This is a genomic window from Flavobacterium faecale, assembly GCF_048320115.1.
Lineage (GTDB): Bacteria > Bacteroidota > Bacteroidia > Flavobacteriales > Flavobacteriaceae > Flavobacterium > Flavobacterium faecale_A.
The window spans coordinates 137,168-157,623 of sequence record NZ_CP182943.1 but is presented as its reverse complement, the minus strand read 5'-3'; the positions used below and the strand labels follow the sequence as shown (position 1 = coordinate 157,623).

The window sequence follows — 20,456 nt, the reverse complement described above, 5'->3', positions numbered from 1 at the left end:
TTTTAAGCATTTCGTGTAAATTTAAAACAATTATCAATATTGTCATTGCAAGGAACGAAGCAATCACGTTTGCAAAATCAAGCGCTGTTTTTAAATTAGGTGATTCACTTTGTGTGATTGCTTCTTGCCTATCCATGAACTTTGTCGAGTTTGTTTGCTCCGCAATTTATAAGTTCTGCTATTTCTTAATTGGTTTAAAATTGGCACAAATAGCAGTCTGTTTCAAAAAAAATAGATACCCTAATTGAACGATAAAATTTAAAGTTATTATTTTTGCCACAAATACAAAACACCATGATTGACCTCGATTATCTAAATTTCCTTGAAAATATACTAACCGATAACCGAAAAGAACGTTTTCTTCAAGTTTTGAAAAACCGTACCAAACATTTTACAGTCGCTGTAGAAGATGTTTATCAAATGCACAATACCAGTGCCGTAATGCGTAGTTGTGAGGTTTTTGGCGTTCAGGAATTACACGTTATTGAGCAACGATACGGAAAACGAATCGATAAAGAAATTGCTCTTGGAGCTCAAAAATGGGTGGATATCCAGCGCCATGACAGTAATATCAATTGTGTGGAATCCTTGAAAGATAAAGGGTACCAAATTATTGCGACAACTCCTCATGAAAATGATTGTGTCCTTGAAGATTTTGATATTAGTAAACCTTCGGCTTTATTTTTTGGAACCGAAAAAGAAGGACTTTCTCCTGAAATCATGCAGCGTGCTGATGGATTCTTAAAAATTCCCATGGTAGGTTTTACAGAGAGTTTGAATATCTCAGTTTCAGCAGCTATTATCATCCAGAATTTAACGAGTCGACTTCGTAATTCGGATATTGATTGGCATTTGTCTGAAGAAGAAATCCTAGAAAAACGCTTGGCATGGGCAAAAAACTCTATCAAAGATATTAAGCGAATTGAAGCCCGATATTATGGGGAAAAGAATTAAAAGTTAAGAGTTTAAAGTTGGAAAATTAAGGGTTAGGAGTTAAGAGTGGTACAGAAATTTGCACCCAATAACGCTTGTCTCATAACCCTTAACTCATTGCCTATTTCTTCACGAATAAATACAACCCGAGTAAGCTTACTACCAAAACTCCCAAGGCAGAAATTGCCATTACTAAGTCGCGAATGTTTTTTCCTGCCCAATCCATAAACAAATATTTATGGAGAATGGCAAAACTATAGCCTTCGGTTCGATCTGCATTGGTTACAAAAGCGGCCAATCTCGAAGTAGAGGGCTCAATATAGATTGCGGTTTTGTCTGGAGTGTCGTAGCTCAATTTAATCACTGGCAATCTTTTGTTTACAAAACCGTATTCACGATTGTCAAATTGGTACAAGTACTTAGTATCAGACAAGGAAGCGTTTTTGATGCAAGACTCTGTATTGATTACATCGCAGCAATCGGCTGGCGTTTCATTAGTAGTATTTGCCATCATTTTAGTAAATTTATTGGCTAGAAAGGCAGCATAATCTACTTCAAGGGTTTTGTTTTCGATTCCTGTTTTGTAATCAATGTATTTGTTTTTGATTTCTCCATCTTCATTGGGGAGCAATTGTACCTGCCAATAAGGTTTGTTTTGGAATTGCACCAAAGACAAATTTGACCAACTCGAATCGGGTTTAATTTCAAAATTAGACTTACTAAAATCGGCTGTTTTAAAGTCGGGAGCATAGACCATTTTGTCCAAGGTGTAGGGCTTGAATTTTTTCGTGACATGATAACCACCGCTAAATGCAAAGGTCAAAGTCACCAAGGAAACAGCAATTCCTATTTTGCGATGGTGTTTTTTAAATTTAGATTCTTGATCAGTGACAGGTGTTTTTTTGAACATTTTCCAAAAGAAGCCATAAATCACCACACCACTCAAAGCCGAGATACTGATAATTCCTAAAAGAATTAGCATCAAGCTAATATGCACAGTTTTGTTAGTAATATCTTCTAGGAAATTCCAATTGTGAAACATATCAAATACCCAAAGTTGGATTTTTCGAGAAGTAGGATTGTAGGTAGCCAATTTACTAGAAGAGGTTTCTACATAAACATCCATATCGTCTTCTCTGTCAAAACTCAGTTTCCAAACGGGTAAATAGCGATTGACATATTTGTACTGGGTATCAAAATCCGTTTGCAATTCGATATTCGAAACAGCACTTTTTTGATCATCCAGAAAGTAACGAGACAGCCATTCGGCATAAAATCTATCGCCATTTTTCAATTCGGCACCATTCTCAGAATTGAAGTATAAAACTTCATTGGTTTTGGTTGTTTTGACTTGGTAAAAACTAGCATCGTTAAAACTAACCAATCGGAAATTTTGGAAGGTTTCGATGTTGTTTTTTTGCAAAACTTCATAAAGTGTCAACTTGATTGAAGTATTGTCGATGGGTGCCACTTCTAATTTTTCATGGGCGATAGTAGGTTTGAACCAATGCGCCATCACAGGATGCATCAATCCTGATATACACCAAAAAATCACTGGGATTATCGTGATAATACCCAGTGTTCGATGCCATTTGTAAAGGTTCTTTTTTAGCTTTTTAACCCACTTTTTGGAATTTGATTTTTTCATTCGTTTTATTTTTTCAAACAAAGGTTGTATTGCAAACCAATTAAAAAGGTTCTAGGAGCGGCGGCTAAATAACTTGATTGGGCTGAAGTAACATTCCCTCTACCAACATTATACGCATATAATTTATCGGTAAAGTTCAATACATTACCATAAAACTCTACATTTTTGTATTTATAACCCAGTCTGCCATTAAATATGGTGTAGCCTTCATAGCTAACCGTGTTGATTTGATTTTGATAGAAACTGCTAACATATTGACATTCTACCGCAGCTCTAAAATTTGGAAACCAATTGGGGTAGTAACTCAGTTCTGAATTTCCAGTCCATCTTGGAGCCGATGGCATTTCGTACCCACCTAGATTTTGTAGTGCATCAGTGGTAATGTCTGATACTTTGAAGTCAATGTAGCGATGTTCAGCTACTGTACCTCCTAGGCGAATATGCCATTGTCTATTGGGAGTGTAATTAAGCCCAAATTCAATTCCTTTATGACTGGTTTCCCCAGCGGAACGGAAATCGGTTGTGTTGTCTTCTAGCTTGATATTCAACAATTCATTTTTGCCCTCCATATAGTAAGCCGCATAATCAAAACTAAGTTTGTTTTTATAGACTGAAACCCATCCGCCAATTTCAAAATTTTCAAAAGTGGCAGGTTCTAAATTATAGTAAAACTCTGCTGGTTTCCCCGTAGTTCCTCCAGTTCCAGGTCTTGCTCTGAAAATGGTGGTGATATTTGGAGGTGAAAATCCTTGTGAATAGTTTCCGTAGAAACCCGCTTCTTTAAATGGGTTGTAATTTACACCTGCTTTAAAGGTAAACTTGTCGTAGGTTTTGTTTCCTGTAGAATTGTCTAAAGCATTATCGTAATTGAGTTTCATATTGTCATAACGTCCCCCCAAAGTAAAAGTCACTTCTGAAACAGGGCTAAAGCTAATTTGTTTGAAAATAGCAGTATTGTAAATGTCAGCACTATAATTGGCTAACTTTGTTTCAGGATGCTCAGAGACAATTTCGTATTTGTTGACCGTTTGTTTTCCAGAGTCTCCAGGGTTCAAAGTAGCCGAAAGTTTAATTAAATACGACCAATAGGTTACGGGTGAAAAGTCAAAAGTAGCACCACTTACCATAGTAGTATTCCAGAAATCAAATTTTTGAGTGTGTTGTCCAACGGCACCGTAGCTTTTAAAGTTATTAGAATTGACCTCGCCTGTTGCTGAGGTTGGGTTATTAGTGGCACTCCAGCGAATTCCGTAGGATGGATTTTGCCCTAATTTATTATCTCTATGGTAAACGGTTAGGGATGAATTGGCATTTGTGTTCCAATCGTGTTCTAAGGTCAAACGGCTGCGTAATGCTTCTGATTTTCTATAAGTGAAATCCGAGGTGCTTTTGTAGTCTCTATTGTAGAAATCTTGCTCATTTACGCCACCACTCATATCCGAAAAGTAGTTGCCTATCATAGTATTGCTGATTAAGCGCGTGTTGTCATTGATGGCATAATCCAATCTAATGTTAAGGTTGTCTTTTTGGTAATCAGAATGTGTCATCCAAGAGTTTTCCTGAATGCTGGAAATTCCAGCGATATGAAACCCTAGTTTCCCAATGGTAGCACCTCCCGAGGCTTGTATTCTTTTATAACCCCATTGATCGGCTTGAATACCAAACTTGAATTCAGGATAAAAAGAAGGTTTTTGTGAAATTAAGTTGATGGTTCCTCCCACTGCTTCAGGACCATAAAGCGAAGAAGCTGGACCCTTTACCACCTCAATGGCTTGTAAATTAAATTGATTAATCTCTAACAACGCATTGTGGTTAAAGATTCCCAGTGGTCGAATAGGCAATCCGTCCTCTAGATACAAATAATAAGCGTTAGTGGTCATGGGTTGACGGATAGCCATCATGTGTTGTTCGTTCCCTAGATTAACCATCAATACCCCTGGTGTTTTATTGACCATTTCGTATAAAGCGGTCGCTTTGGTTTCATCAATAGTTTTGGCACTGATTTTACTGATGGCTACGGGAGTTTCTTGACGTACTGTTTTTGTTCTATTGGCAGTAACGAAAATATTGTCCAACTCGGTTCGACTAGTATCTTTTACTTTTTTGTTTTGTGCATGGATAAATTGTCCTAAAATCAATAGGATAATGAATATTTTTTTCATTAGGATAGTACTAAATTATAATAAATTAAAGCTTTGACTTTTGGTCAAAAGGATTTGTTCTGTCTCAAATACAGAAACTTATTATTATAATTTATACAAGAGGAGGGTGAAAAATGCTAAAGGAAATCCCAATTGGTTTTGCCGAAAAAGCAGTAAAGGTTTTTTCTTTTTGGGTTACTGTAGTACTGGGATTGAATTGGACTTGAAAAGGAACAGTCGTGTAAACCAATTCTGTTTTTTCTTTCAGGTTGGTTTTGTCCATTCTTTTTTCGTTGTCGTCGTATTTTTTAAGGCTTTTTTGTAGTTCGCATCGCCCATTACAACTGTTATTGATGTTGGCTCTTTGGATACAAATGGTTTGAGCGATTTCGTCTTGCGCCATTTTAAATTGCGTGTAAATCACCACAGTTCCCAAAGAAGGAAGTAAAAGTAGGAGTGATAATAAAGTCGCAAAAAATAGTTTCAAGACTTGAAATTTTTAAAAGTGGTGCAAAGATAAATTAAAAATAGAATTTGCAAGAGATATTCAGTATTAATATTTAATCCATGAAAAAAAAATTAAGCAGTTCGCCTTTGAAATTTTAGTTCGCATTGCAAATGCTGTGATTGCAGTTTTCGTTAAAAAAAAAGACTTGGTTAAAAAAGAGTAGCCGTTAGCGATTTGGAGCAAAGGATGTTTTTAGGAGGCATTTTTGGGTTTTATGATTTTATCTTTTTCGTATGTAATGACTCTGCACGATTTGATTCAAATATGTTTTTGTTCCAATCAATTCAAATTTCAATTCGTTTGGTAGTTCTGAAAACAAGGGAGCACCTCCACCTAACAGAATGGGAATTGTGGTAATGATCATTTCATCAATTAAATCCTCATTTAGAAAATTAGTTATCGTAGTTCCTCCGTCAATATAAAGTCTGTAAAATCCTTTTTTGTGAATTTGTGTTAGAATTTCTGTTAAAGTACCATTAACCAAAAATGCTTTCTCTTTAAGACTTGCAGGTATTTCTTTTAAGCTGTTGCTTAGTACAAAAACGGGTTTGTCATACGGCCAATCAACATCGAACCCGAGAACAGTTACAAATGTTTTTCTTCCCATTACAAGAGCATCAATTTCCTTATTGAATGCTATATAACCCATATCATCATGATCGAGATTTGGTATGGAATTTAACCAATCAAGTCCGCCGTTTTTAGCTGCGATGTAGCCGTCTAAACTGGTTGCAATAAATACACTGTTTTTCTTGTTCATTATTTTTTGGAATTTAGTTGTCTGCTGGTCAACAAAGTAATTCGGCAGATTTCTACCACAAATGCTATTGCGAACAGCTGCTCGTTCACATGCTCTAAATTATGTCATATATTTTTAAAAACAAAGATAATCTCGACTGCGCTCGATTTGACAAAAACCAACATCTAATTTAAAACGTTCTGTCAAATCGAGCGCAGTCGAGACCCATTTTGAGTTAAAGTGTAAATTCTTTATGTGGATCGTTATTCCCGCAATCTTGTCTTCCCTACGATAGAAGGACTCGAGCGATAGCAAACAGGCGAAGCAAAGTCCGTAAGTAGCTCGACCAAGAGTTTTATGTTTGTTGTTTGCTCATTCTTCTGGGCACGGATAGCAAATGCGTACTATTCTTTATGGCTAAAGATTAATTTTTCGTCTTTTTTTAGTTCGATGTGTTGTCCTTTGCCTCTCAATTCGTATTGGTCATTTTTGTACCAAATTCCCGAAGCTGGTTTTTGGCTAAGAAGCTCTATTTTTTCATTGTTAAACTCAATGATTGCTATACCGGTAGTATTATTAAAGGTCAATTTGATTTTGGAACCATCAGGATTAGTCAAAGTTTTGGTAACAATTGCAGGGGTTGAACTCTGGACCGATGGTAGAGGGAGGGGTTGTTTGGTTTCAGTTGTTTTCTCTTTACAGGAGGTTATTACAAGACTGGTTAATATGATTACTATAATTTTTTTTGATATCATAATTTCGTTTTTATTTTGGCTGTTGCTATGTCGATTTTTCTTTTATAGGTGTAGTTGTTAGCTTAAATTTACGAATAATTCACTACCGCTAAAACTTCGCGCCATTTGTGAAGTACTATTACAAAGGCGTGTACTCTTCTGGGAGTGGATTCGTTCATTTTCTCAGCTATTCTGCTTTTCCTGTTTTTCCAATTCATTAATGATTCCTTTCAGCATTGTTGGGACTATAAATTTATGAAATGGTCTAACGGGTAAAAAATAAAGTCGTCCAAACCAATTATTAAATTCTACTGTTGTGGATATTGTTAGGTTTTTTGTTGATTTGTCTAATAATAATGAAACTCTAAAATTCAAATGTTTATCGTCTTCCCCAAGAATCACTTCATTGTCTGTTTTGAGGAACACTTTAAAAAGTCCAAGTTGTTCGCCAGGTTCACATTTAAAATTTTCTAATTGTTTTTGGTTGTCAACTACATTTTCTGAAGTTTTAAGTCCAAAAACAGCTACTATTTTATTTCTTAAATTAAATAGTTTTCCCACCCATTTTGGGCCACTTGAAAAAAAGGCTTTGCCTATGTCAGCCGAAGTGGTTTTGTTTTCAACGTCATTAAAAACGCCTTGAAAACTGTCCATGTAGTCATATACTTTGTGAGAAGTATTCAGTATCGAATTATAAGGAAGAGTAGTTCTAACTATTTTCATTTTCTTTTTGTATGTGTACCGCTACAATGACCGCGAACGGTCTCGGGCTTTGCGAGATTGGGAAATAAAGATGCGAGGTTTTTCGGTTAAATACAAATTTTACAAATACAAAACCATTTTTAAATTCAGCTTAGTAACCCTATCTGGTTCGTGTGGCAGCAAGTCCAAACTTGTTTTTTCGACCATTGGAGGACTCGAGCGATAGCGAACAGGCGAAGCAAACTCCGTAAGTAACTCGACAAAGTGTTTGATTTTTGTTATTTGCTCATTGTTGAGAAATGGAACACAGATAACACAGATGAAACGGATTATCACAGATTTTTAAAGTCTCAGTAACCCCAAACTTGTCTTCCCGACGATAGGAGCACTCGAGCGATAGCGAACAGGCGAAGCAAACTCCGTAAGTAGCTCGACAAAGTGTTTCTCATATTTTATTTGCTCATTGTTGCGGGCACAGATGAATATCTGCCTAACGTATGTGCAAATCTGCGAGATAGGGTAAACTTTTTGGATGTATTTTGTTCTTGAAGCTGGAATATAAGGTTTTGATTAACGAGTCGAACGCGAAAGGATTCGCGCACGAGCGGGGGAAATGACACAAAAAATGCTTAACTTAATGACATTGCGCTCGCGCTAGCCTGTGTGATTGGTTTTTTCAATTTAATTCCAAACTCCATTCATTTCTGTTAATATAATAGGCTTTCCATCGGTTACAACAATAGTATGTTCGTGTTGTGCCATGAAACCTCCTTTATCACCTACCATTGTCCAACCATCATTTAGTTCTACAGCTTTAGATGAAGTAGTTGAAATGAAAGTTTCAATTGCAACTACAGCATTTTTTTTAAATCGTCGTTGGTCATATTTGTTTCTGTAGTTTAATAGTTCGTCTGGTTCTTCGTGTAAACTTCTTCCAACACCGTGTCCGCCAAGATTTTTAATAACTTTATAACCTCTTTTCTTAGCTTCGTTTTCCATCAGAAATCCTATGTCCGCAATTTTTACTCCCCCTTTAATATTGCTAATTGTTTTCTGCAATATTTCTTTGGAAGCATCAACTAATTTTTGGTGTTGGTTAATGTCTTCACCAAGTACAAATGAATTACCATTGTCTGACCAAAAACCATCAAGTTCTGCTGATACATCTATATTTATTAAATCGCCTTCGCAAAGAATCCTTTTGTTAGATGGAATACCGTGACAAAATTCATTATTCACACTTATACAAGTAAATCCGGGGAATTTGTATGTAACAAAAGGTGCCGAATTTGCTCCTAAATCTTTTAATATATTTCCTCCAAAGTCATCAATTTCTTTTGTCGTCATACCAACTTGAGCAAAGTTTTTCATTTCTTTTAAAGTATAAGCAACAGCTTCACTTACTTTTCTCATTCCAATTAACTCTAGTTCACTTGTTATAGACATATTATTTTTCTTTTTAATTTAGTTTTCAAATTTACGCATTTCCGTAAAGTTATAGAATGTGGAGCTGCGAACTATCTGTATAGTTATTCCCGCAATCTTGTCTTCCCGACGATAGGAGGGAACTCCGTAAGTAGCTCGATCAAGTTTATCTATTGCTCACTGTTGCGGGCACGAGGAAGCAAACTCCGTAAGTAACTCGACAAAGTATTTTATTTGTGTCATTTGCTCAATGTTGAGAAATGGAACACAGATAACACAGATGAAACGGATTATCACAGATTTTTAAAGTCTCAGTAACCCCAAACTTGTCTTCCCGACGATAGGAGCACTCGAGCGATAGCGAACAGGCGAAGCAAACTCCGTAAGTAGCTCGACAAAGTATTTCTCTTATGCTATTTACTTATTGTTTACGGGCACAGATGAATATCTACCTAACGTATGTGCAAATCTGCGAGATAGGGTAAACTTTTTGGATGTATTTTGTTCTTGAAGCTGGAATATAAGGTTTTGATTAACGAGTCGAACGCGAAAGGATTCGCGCACGAGCGGGGCGAACACAGATAACACAGATGAAACGGATTATCACAGATTTTTAAAGTATCAGTAACCCCAATCTTGTCTTCCCGACGATAGGAGGGAACTCCGTAAGTAGCTCGACAAAGTATTTCTCATATTTTATTTGCTCATTGTTGCGGGCACAGATGAATATCTGCCTAACGTATGTGCAAATCTGCGAGATAGGGTAAACTTTTTGGATGTATTTTGTTCTTGAAGCTGGAATATAAGGTTTTGATTAACGAGTCGAACGCGAAAGGATTCGCGCACGAGCGGGGAACTCCGTAAGTAGCTCGACAAAGTGTTTCTCATATTTTATTTGCTCATTGTTGCGGGCACAGATGAATATCTGCCTAACGTATGTGCAAATCTGCGAGATAGGGTAAACTTTTTGGATGTATTTTGTTCTTGAAGCTGGAATATAAAGTTTTGATTAACGAGTCGAACGCGAAAGGATTCGCGCACGAGCGGGGGCCTTGCGCCGTTTGCGACTTACGAAGACGAGTATTTTCGGCTTAACGAAAATACGAATTAAAACGGCAATTCCACTAAATTCGCAAATGGCGCAAGACGTGTGTTGGCAGATGGTTTTTTATATTTTCTCTTGTAAATTAATAAATCTAAAATTCATAAAATAATATCTGAAAAGTAAAAAAGTAAAAATTAAATAAGTAGCTAAAATGAAATAATATTCTTTTTCAGCCAATAGAATTATTGCAACTAATAACATAATTAAGTTGAATATCCATACTCTAATAAAATGTGATGTTAATACTTTCTTTAACCCTTGTGAATAATCATTGATTATTTTAAAATCATCTAATATAAAAAGAATAGCAAAATTCAAAATACTTATATATATGTTTTTATATCCAATTATAATAAAAAATTCCGCTAGTGCAATGTTTATAATGTAAAAAGAAATTTGAGAAAAGAATAAAGTTTCGTGTTTTTCGAAATTTATATTTCCATTATAATTTTTAATTGACCTCAATGGAAGTATACCTATAAGGAGAAATGAAATTATATCTTTATTTAAAATTTCTTTATAAATATAAGACAAAAGATATATTATGATTAGTAAAGAAGAAATTCTAATAGGTAAAATTCCTAATACATTTTCTTTTGAAATCCAGATTGATAAATTTGAATTGAATAAATTATAGAAACCATTAAAAATTGAAAAGAAACCAAAAAAGAGTCCAAGACTTAAAATTACTGTGATAAAAAAATACTTTACGAAGTCAAATTTTATTTCTCTATATTCCCATTCACCACTATTTTTTTTGATAAAAGAGTTGTTAAACAGGAAAAAGATAATAATGGTTAAAATAAGTGAAAAATAAACTCCTTTATTATAATTATCTACATTACTTGAATTTACATTTAGCCAATCGAAAACAAATAAATTGCGTTGATTAAGAGTAATATTAAGCTCAATTGTATATTCTAATGTGTATTTAAATATAATGAAAGTTAATAAATAAGAAATCGTTCTGAAAAATAAGTATTTAATTTTAGCAAAAAATTTATTCAATGTTTCATTATCAATTGAATAATCTTCTAATTGTCTATTAAGTTCTTTTGAATTCATTATTATATATCCTAAAGAAAATATTGCTGAAGGAATTAAATAAATTTCAAAATTTTGTATGTCAATATTTATAATTTTGTTTTTTACAGTTTCGGATAAAAAATTCGATTTCTGTAAATCTAGCAAAACATAAGCCGAACTAATTAAAACACTAAATTTAAAAAGATTAAAAAGAGTTTTTATGCTAAATAAATAAACAATACGTTCAATAAATCTCCCATAATTTTTCAAATGCGTTTCGGAGTATATTTCAATAAAAAGTATAATAATTGAAACTAAAATTATAGAAATTATTTCATTCATTTTTTTATTTTTATGCGGTTTTTGAGCAAACTATCTGCCAACTCTTAAATATCCGCAACTCCATTGCGGCAATCCATCCCGTTTAAGCTAGATTTGTGCTATTGAGTAGCGTTTTATTTGTTTTTCAAATATAGTTAAAATTAAGAATTAACTTAGTTTTGTGTTTGATACTTTTTAAAAGTATATTTTTTTTGATGGATTAGTACGGTTAATCGTAATTGATTAAAATTAACATGATTTTTAGCCCCGATAGAAACGAAAATCCTTGTGGTGGCGGGCTTTATGCCACCACAAGATTGTAGTGTATAGCGGGAGGGAAGTCATTATGAAAACCAAAGCTTCTGCTCCTAAAAACAAAAATCCCCAACTACTTTCGTAATTGGGGATTGGAATTATGGATTTAAAAGGGTTTAGGCGTTTACCAGTACCCATTGTCCGGTAGCGATTAGGCTTTCGGCTTTTTTGTATTTCATTTCTTGTGTTTGTCCTGTAGCCACGTTTTGGATGGTTACGGTGTCGTTGCGATTGATTTTTGGCATGTCGCGAACGATGGTTTCGGTTACCTGACGTTGTTGTGTTTGACCTGCTTCACGATTAGCCGCTTCGCTCGAAACGATTTCGTCTTTTTGAGTTTGGTAATCCTCTTTTGGACGTGGAATTTCTCTGGCTTCATGGATGATTTCTGGAGCTGATTGCTGTGGTAAATCACCTTTGAAAAGGAACGAAATTACTTCTTTGTTGATTCCGTTTAGCATGCTGCTAAATAAGTTGAATGCTTCGAACTTGTAAATAAGCAAAGGATCTTTTTGCTCGTGAACGGCTAATTGAACCGATTGTTTCAATTCGTCCATTTTGCGTAGGTGTTTTTTCCAAGCTTCGTCTACAATGGCCAAAGTGATGTTCTTCTCAAAATCAGCAATTAATTGTTTTCCTTGTGTTTCGTAAGCTTTTTTAAGATCAGTTACTACATTCAAAGATTTTACACCATCGGTAAACGGAACTACAATACGCTCGTAATGATTGTTTTTGTCTTCGTAAACGCCTGCAATGATAGGGAAGGCTTCTCTAGCGCTGCGTTCTGTTTTTTCCGTATAGTATTTTAAAGCTTCTTTGTATAATTTCCCAGTCAATTCTGCTTCAGTAGCTTTAGCAAATTCTTGCTCTGTCACTGGCGAAGTGATAGAGAAATAACGAATGATGTCAAATTCAAATGCTTTGAAATCGTTCATTCCTTTGCTATTTTGAACCACTAGTTCACAGGTGTCATACAACATATTAGCGATGTCTAGTTTCAAACGCTCGCCAAACAAGGCGTGACGACGACGTTTGTACACTACTTCACGTTGTGCGTTCATAACATCATCATACTCTAATAAACGCTTACGAACACCAAAGTTGTTTTCTTCTACTTTTTTCTGAGCACGTTCGATAGACTTGGTCATCATCGAATGTTGAATTACTTCACCTTCTTCAAGACCCATTCTGTCCATTACTTTGGCTACTCTTTCAGAACCAAACAAACGCATCAGGTTGTCTTCTAGCGAAACGTAGAATTGAGAACTACCCACATCTCCTTGACGTCCTGCACGACCACGCAACTGACGGTCCACACGACGTGAATCGTGACGCTCTGTACCAACGATTGCTAATCCACCAGCAGCTTTTACTTCTGGAGATAATTTAATATCCGTTCCACGACCAGCCATATTGGTAGCAATGGTTACCACACCTGGTTTTCCTGCTTCTTCAACGATTTGTGCTTCTTGCTTGTGCATTTTAGCATTCAATACGTTGTGTGGAATCCCTCTCATCTTAAGCATACGGCTTAACAACTCAGAGATTTCAACCGAAGTGGTTCCAATTAAGACTGGACGACCTGCTTTAGACAATTCGGTTACATCTTCGATAACCGCGTTGAATTTCTCACGGGTTGTTTTGTAGATAAAGTCTTCTTTGTCTTGACGTGCGATTGGTCTGTTGGTTGGGATTTCAACCACATCCAATTTATAGATTTCCCAAAGCTCACCTGCTTCAGTAACCGCTGTACCAGTCATACCCGCTAATTTGCTGTACATTCTGAAATAATTTTGCAAAGTTACCGTTGCAAAAGTTTGTGTAGCGGCTTCGATTTTTACGTTTTCTTTGGCTTCAATGGCTTGGTGCAATCCGTCAGAATAACGACGACCGTCCATGATACGACCAGTTTGTTCATCGACAATCATAATTTTGTTGTCCATGATTACGTATTCTACGTCTTTTTCAAACAAGGCATACGCTTTTAGTAATTGTGTTAACGTATGGATACGCTCACTTTTCACACTGAAATCTTGGAACAAACGTTCTTTTTCTTCTGCTTCAGCGTCTTTGTCTAATTTTTTCTTTTCGATGGCAGCAATCTCAGTCCCAATATCTGGAAGGACAAAGAAGTCAGCATCAGTATCTCCAGAAAGGTATTTGATACCGTTGTCTGTCAATTCTACTTGATTGTTTTTTTCTTCAATAACAAAAAGCAATGCTTCATCCACTTTAGGCATTTCTTTATTGTTGTTCTCCATGTAGGAGTTCTCCGTTTTTTGAAGCAATTGTTTGATTCCTTCTTCACTTAAGAATTTAATCAACGCCTTGTTTTTAGGCAAACTTCTGTAAGCTCTCAATAATAAGAAACCACCGTCTTTGGTATTTCCTTCTTTGATTAATTTTTTAGCTTCGGCCAAAAATCCGTTTGCTAGTTGACGCTGTTGGTTTACTAGGTTTTCGATTTTTGGTTTCAATTCGTTGAATTCGTGACGGTCTCCTTGCGGAACGGGTCCAGAGATAATTAATGGCGTTCTGGCATCATCAATTAAAACCGAATCCACCTCATCGACAATGGCAAAGTTGTGTTTGCGTTGTACTAGGTCGTCTGGCGAATGTGCCATATTATCTCTAAGGTAGTCAAAACCAAATTCGTTATTGGTACCATAAGTAATATCAGCGTTGTAAGCGGCTCTACGTCCCTCAGAGTTTGGCTGATGGTTGTCAATACAATCTACAGTCATTCCGTGGAATTCGAATAAAGGTGCTTTCCAAGTGCTATCACGTTTGGCTAAGTAGTCATTCACGGTTACTAGGTGTACTCCGTTTCCTGTCAAGGCATTCAAGTAAATAGGCAAGGTAGCTACTAATGTTTTTCCTTCCCCTGTTTGCATTTCGGCTACTTTACCTTGGTGCAATACCATACCGCCAATCAACTGTACATCATAGTGAATCATGTCCCAAGTGATGGCTTTACCAGCGGCATTCCATTGGTTTTTCCAAGTTGCTTGGTCTCCTTCGATAGAAACGTACGGTTTTGTTGCAGAGAAGATTCTGTCTTGCTCCGTTGCAGTAACTGTGATTTCAGAGTTTTCTTTGAAACGTCTTGCTGTTTCTTTTACCACTGCAAAGGCTTCTGGAAGAAGTTCTAATAATGTTTTTTCAGATATTTCGTAAGCTTCTTTTTCAAGGGCATCGATTTTTTCGTAAAGATCTTCTCTTTGATCAATGTCTTCAGTAGCTTCTACTTCTTCTTTTAAAGTAGTTATTTTCGAATCAATAGCGGCGCGTGCTTCTTTAATTTGATTCTTAAAATAATAAGTTCTGGCTCTTAAATCATCATGAGACAAAGTAATCAAGTTACTTTCAAATGATTTTATTTTTTTTAAATAAGGTTGCAAAGCCTTAACATCTTTCTCGGATTTGTCTCCTACAAAGGCTTTTAAAATGCTGTTTATGAAACTCATAATAGGGTATGTTTCTAAATTGTTTTTGTTTGTATGTTGAACCAAAAAAAAAGCCTCAGGTATGAGACTTTTTTCTTTGATTTATTTTTTAATATTCGTCCTCATTCCAAAGATAATCTTCGTCAGTTGGATAATCAGGCCAAATTTCTTCCATCGATTCATATATCTCGCCTTCATCTTCAATAGATTGAAGGTTTTCTACCACCTCTAGTGGTGCTCCAGCACGTATAGCGTAGTCAATAAGTTCATCTTTGTTAGCAGGCCACGGTGCATCACTTAAATAGGATGCTAATTCTAATGTCCAATACATCTTTTTATCGATTTAGTTTTGTGCAAAAATAAATTTTTTACTGAAAAATACAAGTAAAAAAAGTTTTTTTTACAATAAAATTAAGAACGTGTTTTTTAAAGGGGCTAAGTCACTAAGTTTCTTAGGGGCTTAGTAGCTTAGAATCTTAGCTTCTCATTTCCTCGGAATCCACTTTACTTCTTCAGCGTGCAAATCAAAAGTCAACTTTCGTGCCAAGACAAAAAGGTAGTCAGAAAGTCGGTTTAAGTACTGAATCGTCAGTTCTTCAATAGGTTCTTCGTGGTCTAGGTGTACGGCTAAGCGTTCGGCTCTGCGACAAACACAACGGGCAATGTGACAATATGACACGGTAGTATGTCCGCCTGGCAAAACAAAATGCGTCATGGGAGGCAAATCCAGTTCCATGTTGTCGATTTCATTTTCTAATAATTGAATATCTGATTCGCTGATTCCTAGGTTTTTCAATCGTGGTTGGCCGTTTTTTAAAAGCTCCTTTTCGGGTGGTGTGGCCAAAATTGCTCCCACAGTAAAAAGGCGGTCCTGAATTTCGATTAATATCTTTTTGTAATGAGCCTCTATTTCTTGGTCTCGGATTAATCCAATGTAAGAATTCAGTTCGTCTACTGTACCATAACTGTCAATTCTTATATGATCTTTTGGGACTCTGGTACCACCAAAAAGTGCTGTAGTTCCTTTGTCTCCTGTTTTGGTGTATATTTTCATTTTTATTGTTTAATTGTTTAGGGTTTAATCGGTTAATCGTTTAGAGGTTAATTGTTTAGGGTTTAATCGTTTAGGGTTTAATTGTTTAGAGGTTAATCGTTTAGTTTTTAACCAGTTAACCAGTTAACCAATTAACCATTTAATCTGTTAACCAATTATTCTCTCCGTGTCACTTTCAACCATTCCATCTCTTAGCCGGATTACTCGATGGGCATAAGCGGCAATTTCTTCTTCGTGAGTGACTAGTATCACGGTGTTTCCGTTGGCGTGAATTTCGTTAAATAAGTTCATGATTTCAAGGGATGTTTTAGAGTCCAAATTCCCAGTAGGTTCATCGGCTAAAATGATGGAAGGCTTGTTAACTAAAGCTCTTGCAACCGCTACACGCTGGCGTTGTCCACCTGAGAGTTGGTTGGGTTGATGGTCCATGCGATCGGCTAATCCTACTTGGGTTAAAACTTCTTCTGCTCTGATTTTTCTTTCGGGTTTGGCATAACCTGCATAAATCATAGGCAAAGCAACATTATCCAAAGCATTCATTCGAGGCAAAAGATTGAAGGTTTGAAATACAAAACCAATTTCTTTGTTTCTAATTGCGGCCAATTCGTCGTCTTTCATTTGACTCACATCTTTGCCATTGAGGATGTAATTTCCAGAAGTAGGCGTGTCTAAACAACCTAAAAGATTCATTAATGTTGATTTTCCAGAACCCGAAGGCCCCATTAGAGCGACATATTCTCCTTTTTTAATTTCTAAATCAATGCCTTTGAGTACATAAACGGTTTCATCGCCTAGGGCAAAATTGCGTTTGATATTGGTTATTTTGATTAAAGAATCTCTCATTTGAGCAATACTTGTTTTTTTTTGAGAAAATAAAAATACTAAATGTAAATGTAAGATTGCAGTTTCTTCTGTTTTTAACGCATATTTAGTATCCGTTGCCTATTTAAGCTCTAATGATAAAATGTTGTTTGGGTTGTTCGTATCTAAAGAAAACCAATCCCCACTGATAGGTATCAATGGTAACTTTTACTTTTGGATGGTTTTTTATGATTTCCCAAGCTTTTTCCATTTCGGCTGACCAATGAATGTCATCAAAAATCCAAACGGTATCATTAGAAATCGTAGGCAGTAAACGTTCGAAATAATCTAAAGTAGCTTTTTTAGAATGATTGCCATCAAAGTAAATGAGTTGATAGTTTGTGGTTTGTAGTTCTATATTGCTTAAAAAATCTTGAAACTCTGTTGCGATACAGTCTACATTGTTGATATTAAATAATTGCAGTTGTTTATTGGCAATTGCGATGGTATTTGGGCAACCTTCTAAACTGGTGATTCTTGCTTTTGTCTCGAGGTTTCGGGATCCTAAAGAGAGGGCAACACTAGCTAATCCTAATGACGTTCCTAGTTCTAGTATCGTTTCAGGTTGAAAATAACGGACTATTCGATACAGCAACTTTGCTCGTTTCGAACTAATCCCAGCCGTTTTAGCAATATGGTTAATAGGTCTATTGTTCGATTTAAAAACTTTCGAACCTGCGCCAAAATCGGTTACTTCAATCGTGTTTTTATTTTCTAAAAGCGATTGGCGGTATTTTTTCAATACAGTATAATCAGCTTTTGGTTTTTTGTCATAAAAACATTTGGTCAACAAACTGAACACAAAAGGCGAATGCACTGCATGTTCGTTTTTGGAGAGCCAAAGAAATTTTAAATAGGATTTGATAGCGAACCACATAGGAGTTGAACTCTTGAAACAGTTTAGTTGAATTTTTTGATGATAACTTTTCTAAAATCAATTGGATAGCCTTCATATTGCAATAAAATACGACCTTCTTTAACCGTAGCTTCAGTGCCTTTATTGACTACTTTTCCGTTAAGTTTTTGGGTAACACAACCGTTTCTTACTGTTACCACTAAGGTATTCCATTCTCCAACAGGTTTTTCTTTATCAATGAAAAATTTTGAAGAGACGCTTCTTCCTGGAATTGTGTTGGTGCCGTTAACATTTAAAGTTACCTCTTGAAGCAATACAAAATCACCAGTAGCTTTGTCTTTTATTTGGAATTGAATTCCTTTTGGCCAAAGTTCATCAGGAGTTTCGGTAGGGACAAGATACATCACACCACTATTTCTTTTGTCTGTTTTTTTTACAAAAGTAGGATCGGTATTCCAACGGAATTCAACGGTCAATTTAAAATTTTGAAAGGACTCTTCAGACATTAAATAGCCAACCTCTTTTCCGTACAATCGAATCAAGTTGTTTTCAACTGAAAAAACTTCCGAAGCATCAGTATGTTTTCCAGTTTTAGGTTCGAAAGCATACCAACCTTTAAGATCTTTTTGATTAAAAAGGGAAACTTTTTTTTGTGCATTACCAGCTAAGTAACAAAAAAATAAAGTAATGGATAGTAAACGAAATATAAGTTTCATAAGGTGTTGTTATGGTTATAAGTGGAGCAAAAGTAAGTATTAAAAATTGGGTACTCAAAAAACTTAAATAAAGAATTCTGAATGCATTGATTATAGTTTTTCAACCCAGTACGATAGAAAGATTTAAAAACTATCTTTGCAGCCTTGGAATTTTGTCCAAGATTGATTCTTTTTTTATGATACACCAAGACGAGACGGAAGAGATGATTGCAATAGATTCAATTGAAATAGAGCGTTGCATTGCCATTCTTTCGCAATTGACAAACCATACCGATCAGATTTTTGATATCCCAAAAGAACAACGTACTGCATTAATCAAAGCGGCAGGACAGTTTGCAAGGCCCGATCGTGACGAACTTTCACGCCGTAAAAAAGACGGTGCCAAAGCAGCCAAACGCAAAATGGAAAAACGGGACCGAACGGCTCGAAAAGAAACCGGAATTCGCACTGCTCGTGAATCGGCGGTATTTATGGCACCCAAATTATTAGCGGCAGCAGAATTGGAAAACAAAGAAACCTTGGAATTGGAAACAGCACGACAATGTTATGTGTGCAAAACCGATTTTACCAAAATGCATCATTTTTATGATACCATGTGTACTGATTGTGGGGATTACAACTATGCTAAGCGTTTTCAAACGGCTGATGTGAAAGGTCAAATAGCGGTGGTAACGGGTTCAAGATTGAAAATAGGCTATCATATTACTTTGATGTTACTGAGAGGCGGAGCTACCGTTGTGGCTACTACACGTTTTCCCGTAGATTCGGCTTTGCGATTTGCACAGGAACCTGATTTTAAGGAATGGGAAGACCGATTGAAGATTCATGGTTTGGATTTACGTCATATTCCGAGTGTGGAGATATTTTGCAATTATATCGAACAGCAATACGGACGACTGGATATTTTAATCAACAATGCGGCTCAAACCGTGCGAAGACCTTCAGGCTTCTATACTCATTTGATGGCAAATGAGGAACGTCCTATAACGTCTTTACCTTTGCAAGCGCAAACTTTATTGTCGGATCATACCCATTGTTTAAATGAATTAAGAGTGTTGACTTCTGGAGCTTCTTCGAATCAAAATATGCCCGTTACTTGGCATGGACCAGAACCTGGAATTGGGTTGCGAGCTTCGGCGCAGTTGTCCCAAATTCCGTATTCCTTTGATAAGGCCTTAGTGGCTACAGAAGTTTTTCCAGAAGGAGAATTGGACGCTGATTTGCAACAAGTTGATTTGAGAAAAACCAACAGCTGGCGTTTGAAGTTAGGGCAAATTGAAACCACTGAAATGATTGAAGTACAGTTGGTGAATTCGGTCGCACCATTTGTGTTGTGTAACCGCTTATCCGAGTTGATGAAAAAAGACAATACGGGAAAGAAACATATTATCAATGTCTCGGCCATGGAAGGGAAGTTTTATCGTGATTTCAAGGAAGATCGTCATCCTCATACTAATATGGCCAAGGCGGCTTTGAATATGTTGACACATACTGCCGCAAGAACCTTAGCCAAAGACGGAATCTTTATGAATGCTGTTGATACGGGTTGGGTAACCGATGAAGATCCCGCTGAATTAGCTAAAAAGAAGCAAGAACAACATGATTTTCAGCCTCCATTAGACATTGTAGATGGTGCCGCAAGAGTAATGGATCCTTTATTTGACGGAATCAACACGGGTAAACATTGGTGCGGAAAATTTTTAAAAGATTACAATCCGATCCCTTGGTAAAGAAATTATAACTTTAGAACAATTTAGATTACAACAAGGTCTTGACCACAACAGAATTTAGTTTTGTTGTGGTCTTTTTTTTGATTAAATTTGAGAGGCATACAATGATAGTATAGTTTTTATCTATTATTTTTTGAATAACTATAGATTTGTATATTGTAGTTTAGCAAAAGAGAATTATAAAATTAAAAACATA

General features: G+C 36.0%; 16 protein-coding genes. 2 read left to right on the top strand and 14 right to left on the bottom strand.

Going from position 1 to position 20,456, the window contains the following annotated elements; translation table 11 throughout:
- Positions 1 to 294: 294 nt before the first annotated feature.
- A complete protein-coding gene (locus tag ACNH59_RS00655; RefSeq protein WP_418263533.1) occupies positions 295 to 954 on the top strand; it encodes a TrmH family RNA methyltransferase in 660 nt (219 codons plus the stop codon).
- A 100-nt stretch (positions 955 to 1,054) separates the two neighbouring features.
- Here the strand turns inward: ACNH59_RS00655 and ACNH59_RS00650 are convergent, their stop codons facing one another.
- The 14 genes from ACNH59_RS00650 to ACNH59_RS00585 all read right to left on the bottom strand — a co-directional run bounded on the left by ACNH59_RS00650 (position 1,055) and on the right by ACNH59_RS00585 (position 18,530).
- A complete protein-coding gene (locus tag ACNH59_RS00650; protein WP_418263532.1) occupies positions 1,055 to 2,581 on the bottom strand; it encodes a PepSY domain-containing protein in 1,527 nt (508 codons plus the stop codon).
- A gap of 5 nt (positions 2,582 to 2,586) precedes the next feature.
- Entirely contained in the window at positions 2,587 to 4,743 is a 2,157-nt protein-coding gene (locus ACNH59_RS00645; RefSeq protein ID WP_418263531.1) for a TonB-dependent receptor, read from the bottom strand.
- A gap of 91 nt (positions 4,744 to 4,834) precedes the next feature.
- The gene (locus ACNH59_RS00640; RefSeq protein WP_418263530.1) at positions 4,835 to 5,209 is read right to left on the bottom strand and encodes a hypothetical protein; all 375 of its coding nucleotides are present in this window, start codon (positions 5,207 to 5,209) and stop codon (positions 4,835 to 4,837) included.
- Between the two features lie 241 nt (positions 5,210 to 5,450).
- A complete protein-coding gene (locus tag ACNH59_RS00635) occupies positions 5,451 to 5,990 on the bottom strand; it encodes a dihydrofolate reductase family protein (protein WP_418263529.1) in 540 nt (179 codons plus the stop codon).
- A gap of 383 nt (positions 5,991 to 6,373) precedes the next feature.
- Positions 6,374 to 6,724, bottom strand: a complete 351-nt coding sequence (locus tag ACNH59_RS00630) for a hypothetical protein (protein WP_418263528.1) — start codon at positions 6,722 to 6,724, stop codon at positions 6,374 to 6,376.
- A 162-nt stretch (positions 6,725 to 6,886) separates the two neighbouring features.
- Positions 6,887 to 7,426, bottom strand: coding sequence for a DUF2867 domain-containing protein (locus ACNH59_RS00625; protein ID WP_418263527.1), 540 nt, complete (start codon positions 7,424 to 7,426; stop codon positions 6,887 to 6,889).
- 660 nt (positions 7,427 to 8,086) lie between these two features.
- Positions 8,087 to 8,851 carry a type I methionyl aminopeptidase gene (map, locus tag ACNH59_RS00620; protein ID WP_320889517.1) on the bottom strand — a complete coding sequence of 255 codons (765 nt, stop codon included), beginning with the start codon at positions 8,849 to 8,851 and terminating at the stop codon, positions 8,087 to 8,089.
- A 1,147-nt stretch (positions 8,852 to 9,998) separates the two neighbouring features.
- On the bottom strand, positions 9,999 to 11,303 hold the full coding sequence (locus ACNH59_RS00615; RefSeq protein ID WP_418263526.1) for a hypothetical protein: 1,305 nt from the start codon (positions 11,301 to 11,303) through the stop codon (positions 9,999 to 10,001).
- Positions 11,304 to 11,713: 410 nt separating this feature from the next.
- Complete coding sequence (gene secA / locus ACNH59_RS00610; RefSeq protein ID WP_418263525.1) at positions 11,714 to 15,064, bottom strand: preprotein translocase subunit SecA; 3,351 nt, start codon at positions 15,062 to 15,064, stop codon at positions 11,714 to 11,716.
- Positions 15,065 to 15,152: 88 nt separating this feature from the next.
- Positions 15,153 to 15,374: a DUF2795 domain-containing protein gene (locus tag ACNH59_RS00605; protein ID WP_007138072.1), complete on the bottom strand. Its 222-nt coding sequence runs from the start codon at positions 15,372 to 15,374 to the stop codon at positions 15,153 to 15,155.
- A gap of 153 nt (positions 15,375 to 15,527) precedes the next feature.
- Positions 15,528 to 16,097, bottom strand: a complete 570-nt coding sequence (locus ACNH59_RS00600) for a cob(I)yrinic acid a,c-diamide adenosyltransferase (protein ID WP_418263524.1) — start codon at positions 16,095 to 16,097, stop codon at positions 15,528 to 15,530.
- A 147-nt stretch (positions 16,098 to 16,244) separates the two neighbouring features.
- Positions 16,245 to 16,940 (bottom strand): ABC transporter ATP-binding protein, encoded by a 696-nt coding sequence (locus tag ACNH59_RS00595; RefSeq protein WP_418263523.1) that lies wholly within the window; start codon positions 16,938 to 16,940, stop codon positions 16,245 to 16,247.
- 103 nt (positions 16,941 to 17,043) lie between these two features.
- A complete protein-coding gene (locus ACNH59_RS00590; protein ID WP_418263522.1) occupies positions 17,044 to 17,835 on the bottom strand; it encodes an O-methyltransferase in 792 nt (263 codons plus the stop codon).
- Positions 17,836 to 17,858: 23 nt separating this feature from the next.
- Positions 17,859 to 18,530, bottom strand: coding sequence for a 3-keto-disaccharide hydrolase (locus tag ACNH59_RS00585; protein WP_418263521.1), 672 nt, complete (start codon positions 18,528 to 18,530; stop codon positions 17,859 to 17,861).
- 176 nt (positions 18,531 to 18,706) lie between these two features.
- Here ACNH59_RS00585 and ACNH59_RS00580 point away from each other — a divergent pair, with 176 nt between their 5' ends.
- Complete coding sequence (locus tag ACNH59_RS00580) at positions 18,707 to 20,260, top strand: SDR family NAD(P)-dependent oxidoreductase (protein ID WP_418263520.1); 1,554 nt, start codon at positions 18,707 to 18,709, stop codon at positions 20,258 to 20,260.
- Positions 20,261 to 20,456 lie beyond the last annotated feature (196 nt).